We start from the raw sequence: 26,588 nt of genomic DNA, 5'->3' as shown, positions 1-26,588 counted from the left end.
GGGCAACGCAGGATTCGCGTCACGTAGTAGGTTTGGAAAGAGGTTTATGCTTAGTGTTGCAATTATTTATCATTTTAATAGCCAAATTTAATGCTGCCTCGAGACTACCTGTTTCCGCACGACCCGTCGCCGCAAGTTCTAAAGCGGTGCCATGGTCAACGGAGGTGCGAATAAAGGGAAGACCCAGCGTGATATTAACCGCTTGGCCAAACCCGTGATATTTAAGCACCGGTAAACCTTGATCATGGTACATAGCAAGCACTACGTCAGCCTGCTCAAGATATTTTGGCTGAAATAAGGTATCTGCTGGTAGAGGGCCTATCAGATCGATATCTTCTTTACGCAAGGATTGTAATGTGGGAGCAATGATATCCAGCTCTTCTCTCCCGAGATGACCCCCTTCACCTGCATGTGGGTTCAACCCACAGACATAAATCCGAGGCTTAAGAATACCCCATTTCTGTTTTAATTCGTCATTAAGGATTTTGATCACCCGAGATAAGTTAGCTTTAGTAATCGCTTTTGGCACCTGTGATAATGGCAAATGCGTTGTCACTAGCGCCACACGCAGCGAAGGTGTTGCTAACATCATCACCACCTGTTTTACGTTGCTACGTTCGGCAAGAAATTCAGTATGCCCAATAAAAGGAATGCCTGCATCATTGATAATACTTTTTTGCACTGGAGCGGTGACAAGCGCAGAAAATTCACCCCGTAGACAACCTTCACAGGCGCGTGTGAGGGTCTCTAGCACATAGCGGCTATTTTTTCTTTCAAGCTGGCCGGCAACCACGGGTGCGCCGGTTTTTATTGGCAGAATGGTTAATGTGCCTTTTGACGGTAATGCGTTAGTTTTGTTGCATTGATACTGTCGCAGGAGCAAAGGTAATTTGAGCTGTTCAGCTCGCTCATTCAATAGCTGCTCATCGGCGCAAACCACCAATTCGACCGGCCAATCCTGCTGTGCCAGTGCTATGACCAAATCCGACCCCACCCCGGCAGGCTCTCCTGGGGTGATAACGATAGGTTTATTGTTTTTCATCAGTATTATCAAGTATTTTTACATAGGCTGCTGCGCGCATTTCTTGCATCCAAGGTTGCAGTTCTTCTGAAAACTTGCGTTTAATCAGCATGCGGTAAGCTTGTTCTTTCAGCATTTCATCGGTTCGGTCTACGGTACGGCTATCGATTAATTGAATTAAATGCCAACCCAATGAAGAGCGTACAGGTGGGCTAATGGCGCCTTTTTTTAAGCTTGCTAGTTCATTAAGGAAGGTAGGATCATATCTATCATCAGGTGAAATCCAACCGAGATCACCCCCTTGTTGTGCAGAGCCTGGATCTTCAGAAATTTCTCGTGCGACAGCCGCAAAATCGGTTTTTCCGCTTTTGATTTCTTGTCTGACGGATTGTAATTTCGCCTGAGCTTGCTCATCGGTCATCATCACCGAGGGTTTCAATAAGATGTGACGTACGCGCATTTCAGTAATTGATATTTTTTTATCCGCCTTCCGGATGTCGTTGACTTTTAAAATATGAAAACCGACGCCTGAACGGATGGAGCCAATAATATCGCCTTTATTAGCCGTCTTGAGTTGTTCAGCAAATAGCCTCGGCAATTCTGCCAGTTTACTCCACCCCATTTGACCGCCTTTTAGTGCTTGGGAATCGGATGAATGGGCAATCGCCAATTTGGCGAAACTCTTATCTGATTTAATTTCAGCGACAATTTTTTCGGCTTTTTTTTCTGCTTGATCTTTTTGTTGCACTGAGGCGTTTTCAGGCAATGAGATCAGGATATGGCTGATATTAAGCTCTGTGTCTTCACCGGTTTGCGCCGCGAGTTGTTGGGCTAATGATTCAACTTCTTGCGGTAAAATTTTGATACGGCGTCGAACTTCGTTATTACGTACTTCTGATATCTGCATTTCGTTGCGGATCTGTGTGCGGTAAGTCTGATAATTGATGCCTTCCGCAGCCAAGCGGCTACGCAGTTGATCAATGGTCATATGATTTTGAGCGGCAATATTCGCAATGGCGTTATCCAGATGGCTTTCAGAGATAGTCATACCCATTTTCTGCGCCATCTGTAATTGAATATCATTCATAATTAAACTTTCAATGATCTGATGACGTAACTGCTTTTCGTCAGGTATCGGTTGATTAGCATGCTTTGCACTAAGCTTAACTGATTGCAAAAGCGTATCTATATCACTTTGTAGTATTACACTACCATTGACGGTAGCAGCAGTGTTATCGATTTTTTGTGACGCTGCAAACCCGGCATGGGTAAAAATCACCATACTGAGGATCAGCATTCCCCAATTTTTCATATTATGAGTTCCATCATGATGTCATCTGAAAATTTCGAATATACCCTTCGCCTTTCAAGTTACGGCTTTGTTGTCTGCGGGTGCTCGCCGAATCACGTAGTATGTCTACGCTCATCGGTCGGTCGCCCTTGCCGCCTTGCCGTAACTCGAAATTCATTGGGTATAGGCTCTGAGAAGTCTACTGTATTAAAAAGCATGTTGATACGGTAAAATCCCGGCGCTCAACATATTATGAGTGCCTAGGCTATAGTCATTATTGAAGCCACGTAAGCTAATATTAAAAGAGATACGCTCGTCATACTTACTATTATTATTTTGTCCATTCCAACCCATAATTTTTCGCTCATATCCTATGTTAGCCGCCCAACAACAGGTAGTGTATTGCAAACCTACTAACTCGCTGGCCGATTGCTTGGCTTTGGTATCATAGTAATAGGCGCCGACGATAGCCCAACGATCAGCTAACGGCCAGCCGGCGACAATCCCCGCTTGTGAAATACCTTGCTGATACCCCGGATTTTTCACATTGGGTACAGAGGCTTGAATATATTCAGGGCTAGCATAGCGATAATTGAACTGCAGTACTCGCTCAGCGTCAGGGCGATATTCCATGATTCCATTGCTTTGCGTTAAATTTCCCAAGCGGGTGTCATACTGTGTTCCTCCTCTTAAACCCCAGTTATCAGTTATACGCCAATAACTCTCGCCTACCCATACTGAACTCCCGGTATCACTATCTTTGTTGATCGGAGTGGCACCCTCTATACGAGAGGGGCTTAAATGATAAATTTGACCAATGGAAACGTTGAAACGTTCCACTAAATTATCGTCAAAAATGCGGGAAGTTAAACCACTGGTAATTTTATTGGCTGAAGCGATGCGATCTAAGCCGCTATAGCCTCGATTATGGAACAGTCCCGCATAATCATTTTGCAATAAAGTGGTGTCATAAAAGTAAATATTGTCCTGATTATGATAGGGAACATAGAGGTATTGTACGTGTGGTTCTAACGTCTGTGTAAAACGACTTTTCCAGTCCATAGGTCGATCAAAAACCAGTTTTCCGTCGACCTGAAATTGGGGCATAACCCGGCTAACAGACTGTTCTAGTTTTGGTTTATTTGCCGGGATATCCTGTTGGTAATGGGTCAGCATCAGTTTGGTTTCAGTGCTGACACTGCCCCAGCTATTGGCCAGTGGCAGATGGAGGGTCGGTTCAATATGGAAGCGTTTGGTTTTAGGATTTTTAGCATTAACACTGGTAAATTTTGCTATTTGACCATAGGTATGAAAATCGAAAGACCCTAGATTATTCTTATAATAGTTTATGTCTATTTGAGGCTGAGCACGATAAGCGTTTTGATTGCCTCCGGTAGTGAATATTTGGAATTGTTTAGAAGACAGTGTTACATTCCAGTTTTTCTGCATATAGCCGGCGCTGAATATTTGCGTTGCATAACCATCAGTGCTAGAGCCGTAGGGCGAGCTAAGATCGCTAAAATATTTTGTATCACTGGTCTTGGTATAATTGACATTAAAACGCCATACTTTATCCATAACGCCTGAGTGCTTCCAATTGTATAACCAGCGCGTGTTGTTATCGTTAACATTAGTAGCAAGATAAGCTTTATCATTTGGCAACCACTCCAGCGCCATAATCCCGCTTCCTGGAGCTAATAAGTAACGGAATTCATTTTGCCATTGCACCCCGCGTTTATGCAGATAGCGAGTGGTGATGGTGGCATCAAAATTAGGCGCAATATTCCAATAATAAGGCTGTGTGAATTCAAAATAATTATTGCTAGTATAAGCGGCATTAGGGATCAAAAAACCAGAACGTCGCTTATCTCCTGTCGGTAATTGTAAATAGGGGCTATAAAATACAGGTACTGAGCCAATTTTAAAACGAGCATGCCATATTTTAGCAAGCTGTTCTTTTTTATCATGAATGATATGAGCGCCTTGAATGCTCCAACTGTTATCGGTAGGAAGACAGGAAGTGAAGGTGCCATTTTCTAAAATGGTATAGCGTTTTTCACCGCGTAATTTCATCAGATCTGCGTCACCACGGCCTTGTTTGTTCATCATTTGATACTGGCCTTTAGTGATATTGGTATCTTTGGTATTTAAGTTAGACCAACCTTTTGGTCCTTTTAATGTGATCGCAGGATCTTCATAGTTGACATTACCTGTGGCTGTTACTGTACGTTCGGGAATACTGTGCTGGTTTTCTTGTGTCTGATAGAGATCAACGTGATTAGCCGTCAGCCTACTGTTACCTTGCTCAACAGTCACATTGCCGATAAATTGAGCGTTATTAGGATGGTGAGCCACCGTTTTGTCCGCTTGAACATTCACAGGGAGCTGATTGATATCGCCGCTCACCAACGGTTTATTATATCTAGGGACGCCGAGCATACATTGTTCAGCAAGGTCGGCCAATGCGTGCCTGCTAGAGAATGCTGACCAGATCAAAGTAGCGAGCAGTATTGAAGATTTTTTTTTCATATTTTACTCATCATCCTTGCACTAGGGTTAAATTTGGCCATTTTTTGTCGCTTTTGTCGTTATACCCTTCGCCTTTGAAGCTGCGGCTGGCGGCCAGGACGACCGACCGATGAGCGTAGATAGACTACGTGATTCGGCGAACATTCGCAGCCAACAACGCGGCGGCTTCAAAGGCGAAGGGTATAGGTTATCAACGAGATGCCGAGTATCATAATAGAAATTTTGGCTTAGAGCATAATGAATATGAGGAGCCTATGCCGTATTGGGGAAAACTGCTCGGTCTGATATTAGGATTAATGTCTGGTATTGGTTTCTGGGGGATATTATTGGGATTACTTGTTGGCCATACGGTGGATAAAGCCAGAAATGTTGGGCGTAGTGGCTTTTTCACCAGCCAACAAGTACGACAATCACTCTTTTTTCGTTGCACTTTTCAAGTGATGGGGCATGTAAGTAAAGCTAAAGGGCGGGTGACTGAGCTTGATATTCAGCTAGCCAATCAGTTGATGGAACGGATGCAACTGCACGGTGAAGCACGTATAGCCGCACAGCGTGCTTTCCGTGAAGGTAAAGAAAAGCAATTTCCGTTAAAAAACAAGTTGCAAGAATTACGTCGTATTTGTTTTGGGCGTTTTGATTTAATCAGAATATTTTTAGAAATTCAGTTTCAGGCTGCTTTTTCAGATGGTTTTCTTCATCCTAGTGAACGGGAGGTACTAAAGATTATTGCTGAAGAGCTGGGAATTTCTTCTGCTGATTTTGATCAATTGATTAATACAATGGAAGGAGGCCGCCAATTTTATCATGAAGGGGGATGGCAATATCAAGGAGAAGGTAATCAAGAAAATCGACAAGGCAATTTCAGGCAAACAGCTCGAGGGCCTACATTAGCCGATGCTTGTAAAGTGCTAGGGGTAAAAAATAGCGATAACTATGTTGTTGTTAAACGGGCTTATAGAAAATTGATGAGCGAACATCATCCTGACAAACTCATTGCAAAAGGTTTACCTCCTGAAATGATGAAAATGGCAAAAGAAAAAACACAAGAAATTCAAGCTGCTTATAATTTAATCAAACGTGAAAAGGGATTTAAATAGGTGCTAAGAGTCTATACCCAATGAATTTCGAGTTACGGCAAGGCGGCAATCAAGCGAATCCCAAGAGTGTACAGATAGTACATGACAGAGGATGCTGCTAATGCCGCCGTAACTTGAAAGGCGAAGGGTATATTCGAAATCTTTTTTAGCGAAGCTCAATTGAGGTAGCACTGTGGCTAAAGTCGCAAAACGGGTATTTGTCTGCAATGGATGTGGTACCGATTATCCACGTTGGCAAGGGCAGTGTAGCGCTTGTCATGCTTGGAATAATATCAGTGAAGTGCGGTTGGCAGAGGTTTCCTCTCCGGGTCGTCAACGTTTTGTCGGTTACGCTGGAAAATCAGGGATAAACCATAATCAGGTACAAAAACTATCAGACATCGATCTTGCCGAACTTCCTCGTTTTTCTACTGGATTTCAAGAATTTGATCGCGTATTGGGCGGCGGAGTAGTACCAGGCAGTACTATTCTGATTGGAGGAAATCCTGGGGCGGGGAAAAGCACTCTGTTGTTACAAACACTGTGCCAGCTTGCCATCAATATGAAAACCCTTTATGTCACCGGCGAAGAATCGTTACAACAAATAGCCATGCGCGCTCACCGTCTTAATTTGCCGACGGCAAATCTGAATTTGCTATCTGAAACCAGCATTGAACAAATTTGCTTAATTGCCGAGCACGAACAGCCAAAACTCATTGTTATCGATTCGATTCAAGTCATGCACATTTCAGATATTCAGTCTTCACCGGGCAGTGTGGCACAAGTGCGTGAGACAGCGGCTTATCTGACCCGTTTTGCCAAGACACAGGGTATCGCTATTGTAATGGTCGGGCACGTTACTAAAGACGGCGCACTGGCTGGACCTAAAGTATTAGAACATTGTATTGATTGTTCAGTGATGCTCGATGGTGATAGTGATGCTCGCTTTCGTACGCTTCGCAGTCATAAAAATCGCTTTGGCGCGGTTAATGAATTAGGCGTTTTTGCCATGACAGAGCAGGGATTGCGTGAGGTGAATAATCCTTCTGCGATTTTCCTCAGTCGAGGGGATGAAATTACCGCCGGCAGCTCAATCATGGTCGTTTGGGAAGGTACCCGGCCATTATTAGTTGAGATCCAGGCACTGGTCGATCAGTCCATGCTGGCTAATCCCCGCCGTGTCGCCGTAGGGTTAGAGCAAAATCGTCTAGCGATATTATTGGCAGTGTTGCATCGCCATGGTGGTTTACAAATGTCGAATCAAGATGTATTCGTCAATGTTGTCGGTGGGGTAAAAGTCACGGAAACCAGTGCCGATCTGGCTCTCTTGCTGGCCTTAGTTTCTAGTTTAAAAGATCGCCCATTGCCAAAAGATTTGGTGGTATTTGGTGAGGTAGGTTTGGCAGGAGAAATTCGCCCAGTACCCAATGGACAAGAACGGATCTCGGAAGCAGCCAAACACGGTTTTAAGCGCGCCATCGTGCCTTACGCTAATATTCCCAAAAAAGAAGTAGCCAATATGGAGGTATTTGGCATGAAAAAATTGGCAGATACACTGTCCTTATTAGAGGATTTATATACTCAATGAATTTCGAGTTACGGCAAGGCGGCAATCAATCGAATCGGTATATGACGGAGGATGAGTGATCGCTGCCAACGCAGCCGTAACTTGAAAGGCACCGATCATTAGACCTCTTTCGAAACCCTAGTTCGTATACGCAGTAGGTTTCTATTATATGGAGTCGCTATGAGTCAGGAAAAGCTCTACACCGAGAAAGAACTGAGCTGGTTATCTTTTAATGAACGAGTGCTTCAGGAAGCGGCTGATCACAGCAACCCTTTGATTGAACGAATGCGTTATCTTGGCATTTATTCCAACAATCTGGACGAGTTTTATAAAGTGCGTTTTGCTGAGTTAAAAAAGCGCATTTTAATCAGCAAAGAACAGGGTTCGCGTATAGCCTCTCGCCATTTATTGAAAAAAATTCAGGCCAAAGTCGTTCAAGCTGAGCAGGCATTTGATAATTTGTATAACGAGCTATTGTTAGAAATGGCGCGTAAGCACATATTTTTGGTTAATGAACGACAAATTTCAGAAAATCAACAAACCTGGTTGCGGCAATATTTTAAGCACGCTTTACGTCAACATGTCACGCCGATTCTGATTAATCAAGACACCAAATTAGTCCGATTTTTAAAGGATGACTCTACTTATTTGGCGATTGAAATAATTAAAGGGCAACAGACGGAATACGCACTGCTAGAAATCCCAGCAGACAAAGTGCCCCGTTTTGTGAAGCTACCACCAGAGGCCCCGCGGCGACGCAAGCCGATTATTTTACTCGATAACATCTTGCGTTATTGTCTTGACGAAATTTTTAAAGGATTTTTCGATTACGATAAATTAAACGCCTATTCGATGAAAATGACGCGCGATGCGGAATATGATTTGGTTACTGAAATGGAATCCAGCCTATTAGAACTGATGTCATCGAGTCTAAAAAAGCGCCTAACGGCAGAGCCGGTACGTTTTGTTTATCAAAAAGATATGCCGAATGAGATGATGAAATCACTGTGTGAAAATTTAGCGATTTCCAATTATGACTCGGTGATTGCGGGGGGACGTTACCACAACTTGAAAGATTTTATGTGTTTTCCCAATATCGGCAAAAGTAACCTGCTTTATCCCCCGATGCCTTGTTTACGGCATAATCGATTTAATCAATTTCGCAATACTTTTGATGCTATTCGTGAAAAAGACGTGTTGTTGTATTACCCCTATCATACTTTTGAACATGTATTAGAACTACTGCATGAAGCTTCATTTGACCCTAATGTCATTGCGATTAAAATCAATATTTATCGCGTGGCTAAAGATTCACGCATTATTGACTCGATGATCTATGCTGCCCATAACGGTAAAAAAGTGACGGTTGTGGTTGAATTACAAGCGCGTTTTGATGAAGAAGCCAATATCTATTGGGCGAAAAGCCTAACGGCAGCGGGGGTACACGTTATATTCTCTGCTCCTGGCTTAAAAATTCATGCCAAACTATTTTTGATATCCCGCCGTGAAGATAAAAAAATTATCAGATATGCCCATATTGGTACCGGTAACTTCAACGAAAAAACCGCCCGGCTTTATACCGATTATTCTTTACTAACGGCGGATGCGCGTATTACTAATGAAGTGCGTCGTGTCTTTAGTTTTATAGAAAATCCTTATCGGCCGGTGATATTTGATCATTTAATTGTTTCACCACAAAATTCGCGGTCAAAATTATATCAATTGATCGATCAAGAAATTTCTCATGCTAAAAAGGGTGAAAATGCTGCCATTAAATTAAAAATCAATAATTTAGTTGATAATGGCCTGATCGATAAATTATACGAGGCATCGCAGGCGGGTGTGAAAGTTTGCTTACTGATACGTGGAATATGTTCATTGGTACCTAATGTACCGGGTGTCAGTGAAAATATTCAAGCGATCAGTATTGTGGATCGTTTTTTAGAACATGACCGTGTCTACGTATTTGAAAATAAAGGTAACATCTTGGTTTATTTATCATCAGCGGACTGGATGACCCGAAATATTGATTATCGTATTGAGGTGGCGGTGCCTTTGTTCGATTTATGGCTAAAGCAAAGAGTATTGGCTATTTTAGACCTACTTTTTAGCGACACCGTGAGAGCACGTTATCTTGATAAAGAAATGAGCAATCGTTATGTACCTCGTGGCAATAAACGAAAAATACGTGCCCAAATGGCGATTTATGATTATTTAAAAGCGTTGGAGCAAAGAGAGTTGTAAGAGTCTGTTCGAAATTATATTTAAACTAATACATATTATTATAATACTGAATTGATGCTTTACCGGTTTATGATGAAGCCTTCACCAGGAGAGAGGAGTAAAAATGTTAGATATTGTGGAGCTTTCACGATTACAGTTTGCCTTAACCGCCATGTACCATTTCCTTTTTATTCCTTTAACGCTGGGGTTGGCGTTTTTACTGGCCATCATGGAAACCGTTTATGTGTTATCCGGCAAGCAAATCTATAAGGATATGACGAAATTTTGGGGTAAATTATTCGCGATTAATTTTGCTTTAGGCGTCGCGACAGGGTTAACCATGGAGTTCCAATTTGGCACCAATTGGTCTTATTTCTCACATTACGTCGGCGATATTTTTGGTGTGCCTTTAGCGATTGAAGGCTTAATGGCGTTTTTTCTTGAATCGACTTTTGTGGGACTATTTTTGTTTGGTTGGGATCGTTTAAACAAATATCAGCATTTGGCGGCGACCTGGCTGGTCGCTTTAGGCTCTAACTTTTCGGCATTATGGATCCTCATTGCCAATGGTTGGATGCAAAATCCAATCGCCTCTGATTTCAACTTTGAAACCATGCGGATGGAAATGCTCAGTTTTTCTGAACTGGTGTTTAATCCGGTTGCTCAAGTGAAATTTGTCCACACCGTTGCGGCAGGTTATGTGACTGGTGCCATGTTTGTATTGGCGATCAGTTCTTATTATTTATTAAAAGGCCGTGATATCCCCTTTGCCAAACGTTCCTTTGCCATCGCTGCTAGCTTTGGTATAGCGGCTACGCTATCGGTTATTGTTTTAGGCGATGAATCGGGTTATGAGATGGGGGATGTACAAAAAACAAAACTAGCCGCCATTGAAGCCGAATGGGAAACCCAGCCCCCACCAGCCGCCTTCACGCTATTTGCCATCCCAAATCAAGAAAAAATGGAAAATGCTTTTAGCCTGCAAATTCCTTATCTCCTTGGTTTAATTGCGACCCGCTCAGTGGATAAGCCGGTGCTGGGTTTGCGTGAATTGATGTTGCAACATGAAAAACGTATTCGTAACGGTATGCAAGCTTATCATTTGCTTGAGACATTACGCGCCGGAGAGACTGATCCGGCAATACGTCAAGCATTTAATGAAACGAAAAAAGATTTGGGGTACGGTCTATTGTTGAAACAATATGCGCCAAATGTCATCGATGCCAGTGAAGAACAGATTCAACTGGCCACTAAAAATTCGATTCCACCTGTTTTGCCACTCTATTTTGGTTTTCGCATTATGGTCGCTTGTGGGTTACTCATTTTATTGGTTATGGGTGCTTCTTTTTATTGTGTGGTGCGAGACAAAATTGGAGAGAAAAAATGGGTGCATTGGGCGGCACTGTACGCGCTGCCGCTACCTTGGATTGCCGTGGAAGCCGGTTGGTTTGTTTCTGAATATGGTCGTCAACCTTGGGCGATTGGTGAGGTTTTGCCGACAGCAATGGCGCATTCTTCGTTGAATGCCAGCGATATTTGGTTTTCTATGGCGCTCATTTGCGGTCTATATACTTTGTTTTTAATAGTGGAAATGTATCTGATGTTTAAATTTGCTCGCTTAGGGCCGAGTAGCTTGAAAACGGGGCGTTATCATTTTGAATACCCGCCTGAAAAAAGCAGTTCGGTTTCGGTAATATAAAGCACAGTAAGAGCCGCTAGGAGTCTATTTTATGTTGTTTGATTATGAAGTATTGCGTTTTGCTTGGTGGCTGCTGATTGGGGTGCTACTCATCGGTTTTGCTGTTACCGATGGATTCGATATCGGCGTGGGAATTTTACTGCGCATTATCGGTAAAACTGATGTTGAGCGCCGTATTATGATCAATTCGATTGCTCCTCACTGGGAAGGCAATCAAGTTTGGTTGGTTACTGCCGGTGGTGCTTTATTTGCTGCTTGGCCGATGGTCTATGCGGCGGCGTTTTCGGGTTTTTACATTACAATGATGTTGGTATTAGCTGCGCTGTTCTTTCGTCCCGTGGGTTTTGATTACCGCGCAAAACTTGATCATCCTAGATGGCGTAATCTATGGGATTGGGGGATTGTCGTGGGTAGCTTAGTTCCAGCGGTGGTGTTTGGCGTGATTTTTGGCAACTTATTGCAAGGGGTTCCCTTTTATATCGATAGTTATCTTCGTTTATTTTATACCGGTGATTTTTTTCAATTGCTCAATCCTTTTGGTTTATTAGCTGGCGTGGTGAGTTTAGCTATGTTAGTGACTCAAGGGGCGACTTACTTGCAGATGCGGACTCGAGGTGAATTGTATTTGCGTTCCTGTCAGGCGGCGCAGATTTCGGCTTTAATAATGTCTATCGCCTTTTTATTGGCCGGGATATGGCTGATAGTGGGCATTGATGGTTTTGTTATTACTTCGGTAGTGAATACCAGCGCTGCCTCTAATCCATTGAATAAAGAAGTGGTTCATCAAGCGGGAGCCTGGTTGCTTAACTTTAATAAATATCCAAGTTTGTGGCTATTGCCGGCATTAGGTGTCATTCTGCCACTATTTACCTTATTATTGTCACGTTTTTCGCAAAATGCTTGGGCTTTTGTACTATCCTCTCTCACTATCGTTTGTGTTATTTTGACCGCCGGGGTTGCCATGTTTCCCTTTATTATGCCGTCAAGTACTGAGCCGAATGCCAGTTTGACCTTGTGGGATGCCACCTCAAGTTTATTAACTTTACGGCTGATGACCTTGGTTGCGTTAATTTTTGTCCCGATTATTTTGATTTATACCAGCTGGTGCTACTACAAAATGTTTGGCCGTATTGATAAAGATTTTATCGATAATCATTCGTCTTCTCTGTATTAGCCATCATTGCATAGGGAGTATAAAAAATGTGGTACTTTGCTTGGATTTTGGGAACCTTATTGGCCTGTTGTTTTGGCATTATTGCTGCTTTGGCGTTGGAACAGAATGAAACCAATACTAAATAAATGCCGTCTAAGAGACTGTTCGAAATCTTCTTCGAAATTTTCAAAGCGGTAGCTTAAAAGGCGAAGGGGATATAAGAGATTTCGAATAGCCTCTAAATTTATTGTTGTGGAGTCTATGCTGTGGCTGATATGAACGTCCTAGATTTATTTTTGAAATCGAGCCTGTTAGTGCAGTTGATCATACTGCTGTTAATCCTGTTTTCTATCGTTTCATGGGCGATAATTATTCACAAGACACGTCTTCTTAATGTGGCGCATCGTGATGCAGACGTTTTCGAAGATAAATTTTGGTCAGGTAAAGAATTGGCGCAGCTCTATCAGGAGAGCGATGCTCGTTATGACCGTATCGCCGGTTCAGAACAAATTTTTCATTCCGGTTTTAAAGCCTTTTCTCGTTTACATCGTGCCAATAGCCGACCGGAAGCGATTATTGATGGAGCATGCCGTGCGATGCGTATTGCGATGAATCGTGAATTAGAAATGTTGGAAACACATATCCCGTTTCTTGGTACGGTAGGCTCTATCAGTCCTTATATTGGTTTATTTGGTACTGTATGGGGAATTATGAATGCTTTTATTGCGTTAGGAGCAGCAAAACAAGCAACCTTACAGATGGTTGCTCCGGGCATTGCTGAGGCCTTGATCGCCACTGCTATTGGTTTATTCGCCGCCATTCCCGCGGTGATGGCGTATAATCGACTTAACCTGCGCGTGAATAAACTCGAGCAAAATTATGATAATTTTATGGAAGAGTTTACCGCTATTTTGCATCGTCAGGTTTTTGCCCGCGTTGACAACCAATAGGTAGGGTATGTTATGGCACGAGCGCGAATGAGGAGAAGACGAGAGCTTAAATCTGAAATTAACATTGTTCCTTTGCTTGACGTATTATTGGTATTGTTACTCATTTTTATGGCCACAGCGCCTGTTATCACGCAAAGTGTTGAGGTTGATTTACCTGATGCTGTAGATTCAAAAAATGTGTCCAGTGAAGGTGACGCACCGGTGATTGTTGAAGTCTCTGGTGTTGCGCAATACGCTTTAGTTGTTGATCGTCAACGCATGGAACAATTGGTAGAACAACAAGTTATTGCAGAAATAAAAAGGCATTTGCAGACTAATCCCAAAACGGTGTTTTTAATCGGTGGGGCAAAAGACGTCCCTTATGACGAAATCATCAAAACATTAAATATGCTTCATCAAGCGGGCGTTAAGTCGGTGGGGTTGATGACACAACCGATATAGTTGCTGTTGAAAGTCCAGACAGCAGATATTTTTTATTGGACTTCTTGCTTTTTGGAAATAAAACATGGCGAAGACAACCCAACAAAGTGATAAGTTGAATTTGGCGGTTATTATTTCGGTTATTCTACATATCATTTTAATCGCTTGCTTTATTTGGGGCTATCGTCTGCAACATGCTGATATGGCAGGAACCAATGCAAGTGCTGGGGTTATGGACGCGGTGATGGTTGATACTAGCGCGACAGCACCGCCTGATCGTCGTCAAAATACGCCATCCACTGATGCCAAGAATAAGAAAAAAACTGAATTACAGGCAGAAGAACTTCAGCAAAAAAAAATTGCGGAGCGTCAACGCCAGCAAGATTTGGAAGACGAGCGCCGACGGACACAGCAAAATGCTGCCAAAATGGCAGAGGAACAACAAAAAAAATTGGCTGAGCAACAAAAACAATTAGCTATACAGCAGAAACTCGCGACGGAGGCGATAGAAAAAGCCAAAATAGAACAAAAAAAAGCTGAAGCCACAGCGGCTCAAGCAAAAGCCGAAGCTGACAAAGTGCTAAAGGCGGCCGCTGCGAGAGAAAAGGCCGCTGAGGCAAAGAAAGAAGCCGATAGCGCCGCGAAAAAACAGGCCGCTGCTAAAAAAATGGAAAATGACACTAAACAAAAAGCGGTCGCTGAGGCGGCTAAAAGAAAATTGGAGACTGATAGCGCTAAGGCAGTAGAAGTGGATAACCTGTTGGACGATTTGGCATCGAGCAAAAATACGCCCAATCAAGGGGAAAAAGTGGCAACAAATGAAAGTGGAGTGAAAAAAAGTGGCGCTTCTGGGGCGGATATTAACGGCTATTTAGGACAGATCACTGCCGCTATTCAAAGCCGATTTTATGATGCTGATCTTTATAAAGGGCGCACCTGTGATCTGCGCATCAAACTGGCTCCTGAAGGAGGATTAATCAGTGTTGTGGCAGAAGGAGGCGATTCTGCATTGTGTCAAGCGGCGATAGCCGCTGCAAAACAAGCTAAAATACCTAAACCACCCAGTGATGATGTTTATCAAGTATTTAAAAATGCCTCGTTAGTCTTTAAGCCACAGTAAATAATTGAAGTCTTTTTATCTTTTAAAACCTGTTTGAAAACGTAGTTTTGACGAAAGATAAATGAACACAAGAGATTTGGGGCAGATTCTAATAAGTTTGTCGAATATTCAAGGAAACTAATATGAAGTTGGCAAGTCGAGTGATGCTAGGATTTTTAATGTTATGGGCTAATGCATTGTATGCAGGGGTTCGTATTGAAATCACGCAAGGGGTCGACTCGGCTCGCCCTATCGCGGTGGTGCCATTTACATGGCAAGGATCAGGTGTTGCGTCTGAAGATAAAGATATTGCTGCCATAGTGGCAGCGGATTTACGCAACAGCGGAAAATTTAATCCGATTGATAAGACACGTATGCCTGAGCACCCTTCGAGCGCGGAAGAAGTTACCCCTAGCGCCTGGAGTGCATTAGGGATTAATGCAGTGGTGATAGGGCAGATCCAACCGAGTGTCGAGGGTCATTATCTCATCTCTTATCAGCTAGTGGATACCTCTGGTACGGTGAAAACCGTACTAGCACAAAACCAGTATAAAATTACACAACAATGGTTACGTCACGCGGCTCACACCGCCAGTGATGAAATATTCGAAAAATTGACAGGGATCAAAGGTGCTTTTCGTACCCGTATTGCCTATATTGTACAAATCCACGATAAACAACGTCCCTATGAACTACGTGTAGCTGATTATGATGGCTACAATCAATTTGTTGTTCATCGTTCTGCTGAACCACTGATGTCCCCGGCCTGGTCTCCAGATGGTAGTAAAATCGCTTATGTTACCTTTGAAAGTGGGCAATCTGCCCTAGTGGTACAAACATTAGCGAACAGCGGAATTAGAAAAATCGCTTCATTTCCACGTCACAATGGCGCGCCAGCATTTTCTCCTGATGGTTCTAAATTGGCTTTTGCTTTATCTAAAAGTGGCAGTTTAAATATCTATCTGATGGAGCTGGCCTCTGGCCATATCACGCAGATAACCGATAGTCGGAGTAATAATACTGAACCTAGTTGGTTCCCTGATAGTCAGAATTTGGCCTACACTTCAGATCAAGGTGGACGCCCCCAAGTGTATAAAATTAACATTAACCAGCGTGCGCCAGAACGTATTACCTGGCAAGGCGCTCAAAATCAGGATGTAGAGGTAAGCTATGATGGTAAATTTATAGCGCTAGTGGCGAGTAATAGTGGAAATCAGCATATTGTTAAACAAGATCTCTCAACCGGCGCTGTTCAAGTACTCACCGATAGTTTTCTTGATGAAACACCCAGTATTTCTCCTAATGGCCTCATGATAATTTATAGTTCGACTAAAAGAGGAGTAGGCTCGGTATTACAACTTGTTTCGACGGACGGACGTTTTAAAGCGCATCTTCCGGCAAACGATGGGAAATTTTCATTTCCAGCGTGGTCACCGTATCTATGAGGTATATACCCTTCGCCTTTGAAGCCACCTGTTGGCTGCGGGTGTTTGACAGAATCACGTAGTAGTCTACGCTCATCGGGTCTCACGCCCTTGCCGTTTGGTGGCAACTTGAAAGGCTGTGGGTATAGATAATAAGTATTTAATGACAAATTAATAATCTAAGGGTGAAAGAGATGCAACTGAATAAAGCACTAAAAGGGTTAATGTTAGTTTTACCTATTCTTGTTGTAACCGCTTGTAGTTCTAATAAACGCGGTACCACCGACCAATCAGCTATTGATCCCAATGCCGCCACACTGGGTATGGATCGTGAAAATCTCAGCGGCGGATCTTCTAGAGAAGATCAAATGCAAAGGTTACAACAACAAAATATAATCTATTTTGGTTATGATAAATACGATATTAGCACTGAATTTACGTCAATATTGAACGAACATGCGGCGTTTTTGCGTGCGGATCCCGCTATCAAAATTGTGATTGAAGGCCATGCTGATGAGCGTGGAACACCAGAATATAACATCGCTTTAGGCGAGCGTCGTGCCAATGCCGTTAGCATGTATTTGCAGGGAAAAGGGGTTTCAAACCAGCAAATTTCTATCGTTTCCTATGGAAAAGTAAAACCTGCGGAAATGGGTCATGACGCGAATGCTTATGCAAAAAATCGCCGTGCGGTTTTGGTTTATTAAGAGTGTGGTATGAATCTTGACTTCAAATGTTATTTGCTAAGTTTGTTGTTGTGTACTGTAGCGGCTCCTTGGGTCGCTAGGGCTCAAGCGCCAATCAACAATGCTAGTACTGTAGAAGAGCGACTCGCTCAATTGGAGCGTATTTCTGATGTCCACAGTCAATTATTAACCCAACTCCAACAACAGTTATCTGAATCGTTGCTTGATATTGATAATTTACGTGGGCAAATACAAAAAAACCAGTATCAACTTAACCAACTCAATGGGTCGCCAAAACAGCCTGAGCAGCCTCATCAACAACACGAACCGGCAAGGCTCAGCGTTGAGGCAGCGCCCGCTACACAAAATACGGAAATCATTAACACCCCAGATGCTAGTGTTATTGAACCCATGGTGAATACCGCCGACGACACTATTGGTAACAACAGTGAAAAAGGTGACTATGATGCGGCTCTCGCTTTAACGCTAAAAAAGCAAGATGATCAAGCTATTATTGCTCTTCAAGCGTTTTTAACCGCCTATCCAAAATCAAGTTATCAAGCCAACGCTAATTATTGGTTAGGACAGCTTTATTACAATAAAGGTAAAAAAGATGAGGCGATGCGTCATTATGCGCGGGTGGTTAAAAGTGATGCAAAATCTGAAAAAAGCCCTGAGGCACTATTTAAAGTTGGAAAAATTCTAGAAGAAAAAAAGGATATTGGTAAAGCAAAGGGGGTTTATCGAAAAATCATCGCAGAATATGCTAATAGTACTGTTGCAGAGCAGGCAGGTGAACGGCTTCGCGTTTTAAAATAAGAATATTGCTGATGTGGGTATGTACTCGACAAGTTAGTATCGTAGCCAATTAGCTTTCTATCAACGGCTATTATCGCAATCAAAAATTTCATATACTGTTAGGCTTAACTGCTATTAACTAAGGAAATTTTTGTATGACCGGGGAAGGGCATCTCACTTTTTCTGTTGCCTGTGTTATTTTTGCTCAAAAAGCCGGTTTGACACCTGAGCTTGCACAGGGCGATTGGTGGCATATGATCCCGGCTGCGTTGCTAGCGTCTTTATTACCTGATATTGACCACCCGAAATCAATTATTGGACGGCGATTGAAATGGATTTCGTTACCCATGGCGAAAACGTTTGGCCATCGCGGATTTACTCATAGTTTGCTGGCTGTTATTGGCGGCGTGTTTTTGTTTAACTCGACGCTCTTTTCGCATTGTTTTTTCCCCCCAGACGTCTTACATGCCTTGCTGATTGGTTATTCCAGCCACTTATTGGCAGATATGTTAACCCCTGCCGGTATCCCTTTATTGTGGCCCTGTCGTTGGCGATTTAAGCTACCATTTCTTAACACTAAAAAAAATAATCAATCTGAACGGGTTTTTTGTATGCTATTTTTCGGTTGCGCACTTTGTTGGCAATCCGATTTTTCTATTTCATTACTGGTTTACTTCGAGCAACTTACGAATTTTAAGTTATAGTTTAAGCTCGGAGTCTCGGTGATTATTTTGTTCGCCAATTGACTCCCATTTTTTAAATTTCAGTGATATGGCACTGTTAACAAAGTGAGTATTGAGATAAGCTCCGCTTTTTGTGGGGTTGTTAAGGATGAAAAACAGACATTATCCGATCAAAGCGTCCGATTTTATAAAAGAAATCGAGCCTCATATTCTTAAATATTACAAGCGTCCAGGCAGACCCACGGGTATCAGTCATTATCACTTTTTCTCGGCAGTGTTATACGTATTGAGAACCGGTATCCCTTGCGTGACGTGCCTACTTTTTATGGCCACTGGCATACGATTTACACACGTTTTAAACGCTGGAGTGAGAATGGGTTATTCTGGCATTTGCTTTATCTATTGCAGAAAAAAAAGAAAATCAGCCTTGACTGCGTCTGGATAGACAGCACCACAGTGAGCCTACACCGCCCTGGCTCAGGGAGTTTAAAAAAAAAGGAGTTCAGTCGATAGGGCGCGGTCGCAAAGGAATGAGTACTAAAATTCATGTTGGCCTTTCAGGCGATTATCTCAGGAGTGTTTGTTTATTCTTACGGACAACGTACCGATATGAAAGTTTTTCCTATTTTGTGGGCAAAAGGAGACTGGAGACAGATAAACGATGTTATCGCGGATAAAGGCTACGATTTTTATGATGTCAAAAAGCTTATTCGTGATAGCAGAAAATATCCGGTTATCCCTCGCCGCCAAGGCGCGATTTATCCCGGTATCCCGCCAAAAGATAAAGAAAAATATAAAACACGTAATGCCATTGAACGTTTCTTCGGCAAAATAAAAGAACACAAAAGACTCGCTTTACGCTTTGATAAGCTAGATGTCACCTTCTTTTCTTTTTTCGCCATCGCTTGTCTTAAGGTTTTTAAATTACTTTGTTAACAGTGCCATAGCCAAAGCAGTTTAATTTGATTTAAGTGTTGTCGTCACTTGCCGTACTATTTGTACTGTCTGCGCTCCTCCGCCTTGAATCAAATTAAACTGATTCGGCTATACGGAACGACCCATCTTATCGGCGAGAATAAGTGAGTTTGCTGTAAATTCTTGAGGATTAGTTGATGGAGTCACTATTGGTAGTCAATGTGCTGGTGTTTATGGCGCTGTTATTACTGTTGTCACAGTTACCGCGTCGGCTCTTCCATGATAAACCGGCGGCTCATCAAAAATGGAGTTTAGCAAAAAAAGTATTAGCCGGTCTTGTGATCGGTGTGTTGTTTGGTTTGGGGCTACAGCTTGTTTATGGTAATGATCATCCGATACTAAAAGAGTCAATGAATTGGTTTAATATTGTCGGTAATGGTTACGTTCAATTATTACAAATGATCGTAATGCCACTTATTTTTATCTCTATTTTAAGCGCGATTGCCAAATTATATGATGCTGCTTCTCTCGGCAAAATCAGTGTATTAATTATCACTACGTTACTATTTACTACCTTAATAGCCGCTCTGGTCGGTGTTTTGGTAACGCATTTATTTGCGCTGACGGCCGAAGGCTTGACAGCAGGAACACAGGAAATCGCAGGATTTAGTGTTATTGAAAGCAAGTATAGGGATAAAGTAGCTGACTGGACGGTTCCTCAATTAATTCTTTCGTTTATTCCTAAAAATCCCTTTGCTGATCTGACAGGTACCAGGCCAACTTCTATTATTAGTATTGTTATTTTTGCTGCATTTTTGGGTGTTGCCTCTCTTGAACTCTTGCGCAGTAATGCGGAAAAGGGTCAACGTATCTTAGTGGCGATTGATGCACTGCAATCCTGGGTGATGCACTTAGTGAAGTTGGTTATGAAATTGACGCCTTATGGTGTTTTGGCATTGATGACCAACATGGTTGCGAGTTCAGATATTGAAGATATTACTAAATTAGGCGGTTTTGTTGTGGCTTCTTATTTAGGGATAAGCATCATGTTTATTGTTCATGCTTTATTATTGTTTATTAGTGGTGTCAACCCATTAAGATTTTTCAAGAAAGTGTGGCCGGTATTAACTTTTGCTTTTACCAGTCGTTCTAGTGCAGCTAGCATCCCACTGAGTGTAGAGGTGCAGACTCGCCGTTTGGGTATTTCTCAATCCATTGCCAGTTTTTCGGCTTCTTTTGGAGCCAGTATTGGCCAAAATGGCTGTGCTGGTCTTTATCCGGCAATGTTAGCGGTGATGGTGGCGCCGACGGTGGGGATTAATCCGTTAGAGCTAAAATGGATCGCCAGCTTGGTTGTCGTTGTTACCATTAGTTCGATTGGTGTTGCTGGAGTGGGAGGCGGCGCAATTTTTGCTGCGTTGATTGTATTACCTGCGCTTGGTTTGCCTGTGACACTGGTAGCATTGTTGATTACGGTAGAGCCATTAATTGATATGGGTCGCACTGCTCTTAACGTTAATGGCGCCATCACCGCCGGGGTGATCACCAGTCAATTAATGAAACAAACTGACAAGGGTATTATGAATGCTGAAGATGATATTGCATTATCTCAGCAATAAAAGTGGTTAGAGGCAGCACAAAAAAATTTTGTACTGGCTAGATATCGTCATTATCACCTCATCATATTTTCATCATGATCATAGATGTCATTTCTTATATAATGATTATATTATTAAAATATAAGAATCTTAATGGAGAAGCTTCATTTGCTGATATTAACGATATGAAAAAGTTTTTCTTAACATATACAGATGATTACGACGTTAATAATTTTACTGTAGACACTTATAAACCATGGTGGGTTGTTTGATTAAAATTGAATGGCGGAAAATATCATTATATCCCTTGCTTTATCCTACATTTTATCCTCACACTGAAAAGTATGAGGATAAAAGCATATTATTTAGAGCGGTACTTCTCTACCAGTGCCAGGGCAATGGCTTCCGTCTCTACATCAGGTGTGCCACTAAAATCGGCGGGTCTGAAATGCATCTGAAAGGCGCTGATAACTCGCTTGGTTTCTTTATCTAATTCGCCAGTTTGTGGGATAGTATAACCATATTTGGCCAATGCTTTTTGGATCTCACTGACTGAGGCTATCGCATATTTATTTCTCTGCGCGATGTATTTTTTGACCACATTTTCATCTGGCCATGCTCCCACCCCTATGCTAGCTAGGCCTTTCCATGGAAAAAGAGGGCCAGGATCGGATTTTCTGAGTGGCGCAATATCACTGTGAGCAATGACATTGGTTGGATCAAGCTTATAACGCTTCACAATATCTTTGGTTAAATGGGTAATCAGTTCTATCTGCTGCTGATTAAACGGATACCATTTTTTACCGAAAAACGTTTTGGTATAACCTAAATTAACAATTTCAATTCCGATAGAAGAGTCATTTAAATTACTACGGCCTCGCCAATTACTTACGCCTGCGTGCCAAGCTCTGTCCTCTTCACCAACTAATTGTAAAACGACAGGTTTACCTCGCTCTTTTTCAGGATGCTCAAGAACAAGATAGTGGGCACTGACTTGTCCTTGGGTGAGGACTTTTATTGATTTTTCGTCATCGAGCGCCGTGTAGTGTAGAACTAAAGAACTTACCCGATCGTTTTGACCAACAGCAGGGAAACTTGTATCCGCTTTATAGTCACCTCTATCAACAAATCGATCAGAGCTACATCCAGCCATTAACAGTATGAGAAACAGAATTGACAATTTATTCATTGTGTTATTTTCCCAGTGATATTCGTGATGTTTTATTTAAGCATACAATAGATTTCTTGCAGAACCGTCGCAGTGGTGTGAAGGCAACATGGCACACCGGCGCAGAGCAACCGTAGTGCTCATGCGAATATACCCTCCGCCTTTGAAGTCGCAGCGTTGTTGGCTGCGGGTGTTCGCCGAATCACGTAGTCTATCTACGCTCATCGGTCTCGCGCCCTGGCCGCCGAAGGCAACTTCAAAGGCGAAGGGTATAATGAGGATTGCGAGCACCGCGTAACGCAGAAATTTACATCACGCAGTAGCTTATAGTAGGTTATGAAAGAAGTCTTGACTAGTTTAGATATTGACCTGAACGCAGTGCCTCTATACGTTTATCCAGTGGTGGATGCGACATGAAAAATTCGCTGAAAGATTGCGATTTACCATTGATGCAAAATGCCATCATACTACTGGCTTCTTCCGGTTCATGGCTGGTTTTTAATCGTTGTAGAGCGGCAATCATTTTTTCACGCCCGACCAATTTGGCTGAACCGGCATCCGCATGAAACTCACGATGACGTGAAAACCACATCGTAATCATACTAGCAAGAATACCGAAGACTAACTCTAATACCATAGAGATGACAAAATAGACGATGGGATTACCTGAATTATTTTCCTCGCTTCCTTCTTCTCTATCACCAGAAAGAAAACTACTAGCAGCTTGAGCAATGATGCGTGAGATAAAAATCACGAAGGTGTTTACAATGCCCTGGATCAGCGTCATGGTTACCATATCACCATTAGCAATGTGGCTGATTTCATGAGCAATAACCGCTTCTGCTTCATCACGACTCATGTTTTCTAATAACCCACTACTGACCGCCACTAAGGAAGCATTTCGGCGTGCTCCGGTAGCAAAAGCATTGATATCCGGGGCGGGGTAAACAGCGACTTGAGGCATCGCAATGCCCGCTTGCTTTGATTGTTGCTGAACGATATCGAGTAACCAGCGTTCAGTTTCGTTACGCGGTTGTTCTATGACTTCGCCTCCGACTGAACGTAATGCCATCCACTTAGAGAGTAGCAAAGAGACAATGGAACCACCAAAACCAAATAGCGCCGCCATAATCATCAGACCTGACATACTACTTGATTTGATTCCTGTTAAGCTGAGTACTAATCCGAAAACAAGCATTACCGCTAGGTTGGTAAGCAGAAAAAGCGCTATACGCATCATAAAAATTTATTCCCTGTTTTTTGGCTACTGTTGTTTGAAAATATTAAGTTTGCAAGTATTAACTTAGCCAGTGTACCCTTCGCCTTTGAAGTTGCCTTCGGCTGCCAGGGCGATCGATGAGCGTAGACATACTACGTGATTCGGCGAACACCCGCAGCCAACAACGCGGCGGCTTCAAAGGCGAAGGGTACATATTTAATCATTGCACTTATCCTATGGCCATTTGGAAAATTTTCAAGTGTTATTGCGGCTTAATGATATCTAATGCTGTGTTTTTAATTTTTAATCTCGTTATTGTTAACTTTCGTGTTGCTGAAATAAGCCAAATCAAGCGCAATACGAACACTTTCATCCAAATAAGGATCCGGTGCTTGATAGTCTTTGGGTAAATCGGTCAATGATTTTAATGGTTTCTTACCTTGCCGTTTAAAACGTTCATTGAGGCGCGTTAAACTAATTGCATCATCATTGTTATTTTCTTTGACACGTTGAGCATAGTTAAGTGAAACGATGTTCTTTTTATCTTTTAATGCATTATAGCGAACAATGTCTTGTTTAATATTTTGGAATTCAGCATCAACCGCTATCCGTGCTACATGTTCCCTGTTTAGATCCACGATTAAGGGGTGTAAATTATCCATTTTGGCATAAGTTGCTGCTTGAATACTGTCCCAGGGTAGCGCATTATCTTCAAGATTCTCACCCGTTTCTTCCGAATCGCTGACCGTTGGCATAACAATATCCGGTCTGACGCCTTTACGCTGGGTGCTGCCCCCATTCACTCGATAAAATTTTTGGATGGTATATTGCACTGACCCCAGTATCGGCCATTCTGGCCGCAATAGTGGGTCATACATACGATTGAGTGAACGATATTGTTGCACTGTTCCCTTGCCAAAGGTAGGTTCACCTACGATCACCGCCCGCTGATAATCTTGCAACGCGGCAGCAAAAATCTCTGAAGCAGAAGCGCTGTAACGGTCTATCAAGACCACCAATGGGCCTGTATAGTCAATACGGTCATTGGTATCACTGTCTTCACGTATTTTGCCGTTATTATCACGTATCTGAACAACAGGGCCACTGGGGATAAACAATCCGGAAAGCGACACCGCTTCATTCAGAGCACCACCGCCATTACCGCGTAGATCAATAACAATACTCTGGATATTTTTTGTGGCTAATTTTTGTAAATGGGTTTTTACATCTTCAGTTAATCCAACATAAAAACCAGGAATATCAAATACTGCGACCTGCTTTTTATCGACCGTTTTTATTGACATTTTTACTGCGCGATCTTCTAAGCGAATGCGTTCTCTAATCAAGGTGACGGTTTTATGTTTGCTGCCTTTAGCTGCGGGTAAAATATCTAAACGCACTTTAGTGCCCTTGGGGCCTTTTATCAACGCCACCACATCGTCCAAACGCCAGCCAACCACATCAACCATGGGGTTATTTTCCTGAGCAATACCCACGATACGATCTCCAACGATAATCGATTTGCTTTTTGCCGCCGGCCCTCCTGGAACGATGGAATGGATTAAGGTGTAATCATCCTCATTCACTTGTAGTACTGCTCCAATACCTTCCAAAGACAGGCTCATCTCGGTATTAAATTGCTCAGTATTTCGCGGCGAGAGGTAACTGGTATGCGGATCAATCTCGCGGGCGAATGCATTGGCAATGAGCTGGAAAACATCTTCACTATTACTTTGTGCAATGCGTTTTAATACTGAACGATAACGTTTGGTCAGTGTGTCTTTAATTTCTTGGTCTGTTTTACCACTCAGTTTAAGATTGAGCTGTTCAAATTTAACTTTAGTATCCCAAAGTTTATTTAATTCAGCTTCGCTATTTGGCCAGGGAGCTTTAGCACGATCAAGATTAATGCTATCGTCAGTGGTAAAAACCATCGGTTTGTTGAGTAGAGAGAGCGCATATTGGTAGCGTTCAAAACGTCGTTTTTGGGCGAGATTAAATAATGCGTAGGGAGTGTCTAATTGACCCGATTTTAATTCGTTTCCTATCTGTGATTTTTTAGCGGCGAAATGCGCTATATCAGATGCTAGTAAGATATTGTGACTGTAATCGAGCATATTGAGATAGCGATCAAAAATTTGATTAGAGAATGCATCGTCTAGATCAAATTGACGATAATGGGAGTGAAGGAAGCGTGAAGTAATACGTTTACTGACGGTTTCGTGCTGAGGCTCCTGATTCAACTGTGGTAATTGATCAATACGGTCGATTTTATCCTGCGTACCCCAGCTGCCCGTCGTTAAAAACAAGCAAGCAACGACGGTGAGCTTGACTAATTTATTCATGCTTAAATTCGCCTTGTATCAGAACTGCAAATGCTCAGCGCGTACAATCATCGCCAGACCAGAAGATAGTTGTACTCGTATGCCATTCTTAACAAATTCTAATATCGTTCCATTCATTGCTTTTCCCCCCGCTTTGACTTTAATTGTTTGACCAATTTTTAGTTCAGGCATCGTTATTGAAGGTGTAGAAGATACAGGGATCGGCTTTACTATTTGATGCGCTGAATCTGGCGGTGGTGAATGCTTGGGTTGTTGCTGCGTGGGAATTTTAGCATTCGGTGCTGTTGGTTTAGGTTTTTTTATTTGTTGTTCTGCTTTTTTTAGCTGTAGATGCGCTTTGGCTTCTTCTAGTTGTTTTTTGGCATATTCAACGTGTTGTTGTTCTAATTTTCCACAGGGATTACCGTTTAGATCAACACGTTCAATGCCTATTTTTATTTCGTAAAGGTAGCGCCAACTTGAAGTATAACGTCGTAACGCGGCGCGTAATTTTGTTTTACTTACGTCATTGAGCTCTTCAATTCGTGCGACTAAGTCTTGAAAAATACCGATTTTTAATGGGAACGCTTTACCTTTTGTGGTGAAACATTGCGGAAAGCGTTCGGCTAAAAAAGCTATAATTTCTTTGTTGTTGTTCAACTTAGGTTGATTTTCCATGAAATTTCCTGATTACAACGAGTTTGCCAATCAGTATACCCAAAGAATTTCGAGTTACGGCAAGGCG

General features: G+C 42.4%; 24 protein-coding genes. 15 read left to right on the top strand and 9 right to left on the bottom strand.

Annotated elements, in window-relative coordinates; all coding sequences use genetic code 11:
* Positions 1-19: 19 nt before the first annotated feature.
* Genes pdxA through lptD form a run of 4 tightly spaced genes read right to left on the bottom strand, consistent with a single transcriptional unit; the run spans position 20 to position 4,841 of the window.
* Positions 20-1,042, bottom strand: a complete 1,023-nt coding sequence (pdxA, locus tag AACL30_RS04925) for a 4-hydroxythreonine-4-phosphate dehydrogenase PdxA (protein ID WP_422389575.1) — start codon at positions 1,040-1,042, stop codon at positions 20-22.
* Positions 1,029-2,333, bottom strand: a complete 1,305-nt coding sequence (gene surA / locus AACL30_RS04920) for a peptidylprolyl isomerase SurA (RefSeq protein ID WP_339057917.1) — start codon at positions 2,331-2,333, stop codon at positions 1,029-1,031. The genes pdxA and surA overlap by 14 nt, the downstream gene beginning before the upstream one ends.
* A gap of 13 nt (positions 2,334-2,346) precedes the next feature.
* Positions 2,347-2,490 carry a hypothetical protein gene (locus AACL30_RS04915; protein ID WP_339057916.1) on the bottom strand — a complete coding sequence of 48 codons (144 nt, stop codon included), beginning with the start codon at positions 2,488-2,490 and terminating at the stop codon, positions 2,347-2,349.
* 29 nt (positions 2,491-2,519) lie between these two features.
* Positions 2,520-4,841, bottom strand: a complete 2,322-nt coding sequence (gene lptD / locus AACL30_RS04910) for an LPS assembly protein LptD (RefSeq protein WP_339057915.1) — start codon at positions 4,839-4,841, stop codon at positions 2,520-2,522.
* A gap of 254 nt (positions 4,842-5,095) precedes the next feature.
* Here lptD and djlA point away from each other — a divergent pair, with 254 nt between their 5' ends.
* The 15 genes from djlA (at position 5,096) to AACL30_RS04835 (ending at position 21,153) form a co-directional block, all read left to right on the top strand.
* Positions 5,096-5,938, top strand: coding sequence for a co-chaperone DjlA (gene djlA / locus AACL30_RS04905; protein WP_339057914.1), 843 nt, complete (start codon positions 5,096-5,098; stop codon positions 5,936-5,938).
* A gap of 172 nt (positions 5,939-6,110) precedes the next feature.
* Entirely contained in the window at positions 6,111-7,505 is a 1,395-nt protein-coding gene (gene radA, locus AACL30_RS04900; protein ID WP_339057913.1) for a DNA repair protein RadA, read from the top strand.
* Positions 7,506-7,664: 159 nt separating this feature from the next.
* On the top strand, positions 7,665-9,728 hold the full coding sequence (ppk1, locus tag AACL30_RS04895) for a polyphosphate kinase 1 (protein WP_339057912.1): 2,064 nt from the start codon (positions 7,665-7,667) through the stop codon (positions 9,726-9,728).
* Between the two features lie 103 nt (positions 9,729-9,831).
* Positions 9,832-11,406 (top strand): cytochrome ubiquinol oxidase subunit I, encoded by a 1,575-nt coding sequence (gene cydA / locus AACL30_RS04890; protein ID WP_339057911.1) that lies wholly within the window; start codon positions 9,832-9,834, stop codon positions 11,404-11,406.
* A gap of 34 nt (positions 11,407-11,440) precedes the next feature.
* On the top strand, positions 11,441-12,580 hold the full coding sequence (gene cydB, locus AACL30_RS04885; RefSeq protein ID WP_339058392.1) for a cytochrome d ubiquinol oxidase subunit II: 1,140 nt from the start codon (positions 11,441-11,443) through the stop codon (positions 12,578-12,580).
* A 26-nt stretch (positions 12,581-12,606) separates the two neighbouring features.
* Positions 12,607-12,705: a cytochrome bd-I oxidase subunit CydX gene (cydX, locus tag AACL30_RS04880; protein ID WP_006707046.1), complete on the top strand. Its 99-nt coding sequence runs from the start codon at positions 12,607-12,609 to the stop codon at positions 12,703-12,705.
* A 120-nt stretch (positions 12,706-12,825) separates the two neighbouring features.
* Positions 12,826-13,509 (top strand): Tol-Pal system protein TolQ, encoded by a 684-nt coding sequence (gene tolQ, locus AACL30_RS04875; protein ID WP_339057910.1) that lies wholly within the window; start codon positions 12,826-12,828, stop codon positions 13,507-13,509.
* A gap of 12 nt (positions 13,510-13,521) precedes the next feature.
* The gene (gene tolR / locus AACL30_RS04870; RefSeq protein ID WP_339057909.1) at positions 13,522-13,950 is read left to right on the top strand and encodes a colicin uptake protein TolR; all 429 of its coding nucleotides are present in this window, start codon (positions 13,522-13,524) and stop codon (positions 13,948-13,950) included.
* A 64-nt stretch (positions 13,951-14,014) separates the two neighbouring features.
* Positions 14,015-15,049 (top strand): cell envelope integrity protein TolA, encoded by a 1,035-nt coding sequence (gene tolA, locus AACL30_RS04865; RefSeq protein ID WP_339057908.1) that lies wholly within the window; start codon positions 14,015-14,017, stop codon positions 15,047-15,049.
* 122 nt (positions 15,050-15,171) lie between these two features.
* On the top strand, positions 15,172-16,473 hold the full coding sequence (tolB, locus tag AACL30_RS04860; RefSeq protein ID WP_339057907.1) for a Tol-Pal system beta propeller repeat protein TolB: 1,302 nt from the start codon (positions 15,172-15,174) through the stop codon (positions 16,471-16,473).
* Between the two features lie 173 nt (positions 16,474-16,646).
* Entirely contained in the window at positions 16,647-17,159 is a 513-nt protein-coding gene (gene pal / locus AACL30_RS04855; protein ID WP_339057906.1) for a peptidoglycan-associated lipoprotein Pal, read from the top strand.
* Positions 17,160-17,168: 9 nt separating this feature from the next.
* Positions 17,169-17,957, top strand: a complete 789-nt coding sequence (gene ybgF / locus AACL30_RS04850; RefSeq protein WP_339057905.1) for a tol-pal system protein YbgF — start codon at positions 17,169-17,171, stop codon at positions 17,955-17,957.
* A gap of 134 nt (positions 17,958-18,091) precedes the next feature.
* On the top strand, positions 18,092-18,640 hold the full coding sequence (locus tag AACL30_RS04845; RefSeq protein ID WP_339057904.1) for a metal-dependent hydrolase: 549 nt from the start codon (positions 18,092-18,094) through the stop codon (positions 18,638-18,640).
* A gap of 525 nt (positions 18,641-19,165) precedes the next feature.
* On the top strand, positions 19,166-19,555 hold the full coding sequence (locus AACL30_RS04840) for a transposase (protein ID WP_339057903.1): 390 nt from the start codon (positions 19,166-19,168) through the stop codon (positions 19,553-19,555).
* Positions 19,556-19,731: 176 nt separating this feature from the next.
* Complete coding sequence (locus AACL30_RS04835) at positions 19,732-21,153, top strand: L-cystine transporter (RefSeq protein WP_339057902.1); 1,422 nt, start codon at positions 19,732-19,734, stop codon at positions 21,151-21,153.
* Positions 21,154-21,493: 340 nt separating this feature from the next.
* Here the strand turns inward: AACL30_RS04835 and AACL30_RS04830 are convergent, their stop codons facing one another.
* From AACL30_RS04830 to proQ, 5 genes are all read right to left on the bottom strand, one after another.
* A complete protein-coding gene (locus tag AACL30_RS04830) occupies positions 21,494-22,321 on the bottom strand; it encodes an N-acetylmuramoyl-L-alanine amidase (RefSeq protein ID WP_339057901.1) in 828 nt (275 codons plus the stop codon).
* Positions 22,322-22,357: 36 nt separating this feature from the next.
* The gene (locus tag AACL30_RS04825; RefSeq protein WP_339057900.1) at positions 22,358-22,591 is read right to left on the bottom strand and encodes a hypothetical protein; all 234 of its coding nucleotides are present in this window, start codon (positions 22,589-22,591) and stop codon (positions 22,358-22,360) included.
* Between the two features lie 61 nt (positions 22,592-22,652).
* Positions 22,653-23,540, bottom strand: coding sequence for a protease HtpX (gene htpX, locus AACL30_RS04820; RefSeq protein ID WP_339057899.1), 888 nt, complete (start codon positions 23,538-23,540; stop codon positions 22,653-22,655).
* Between the two features lie 275 nt (positions 23,541-23,815).
* Complete coding sequence (prc, locus tag AACL30_RS04815) at positions 23,816-25,864, bottom strand: carboxy terminal-processing peptidase (RefSeq protein ID WP_339057898.1); 2,049 nt, start codon at positions 25,862-25,864, stop codon at positions 23,816-23,818.
* 18 nt (positions 25,865-25,882) lie between these two features.
* Positions 25,883-26,521: an RNA chaperone ProQ gene (gene proQ, locus AACL30_RS04810; protein WP_339057897.1), complete on the bottom strand. Its 639-nt coding sequence runs from the start codon at positions 26,519-26,521 to the stop codon at positions 25,883-25,885.
* Positions 26,522-26,588: the final 67 nt, after the last annotated feature.

It is taken from the genome of Candidatus Regiella endosymbiont of Tuberolachnus salignus (assembly GCF_964020115.1).
Taxonomy (GTDB): domain Bacteria; phylum Pseudomonadota; class Gammaproteobacteria; order Enterobacterales; family Enterobacteriaceae; genus Regiella; species Regiella insecticola.
Note: the sequence above shows the minus strand (reverse complement) of the source record. Positions and strands in the feature narration are given on the sequence as shown.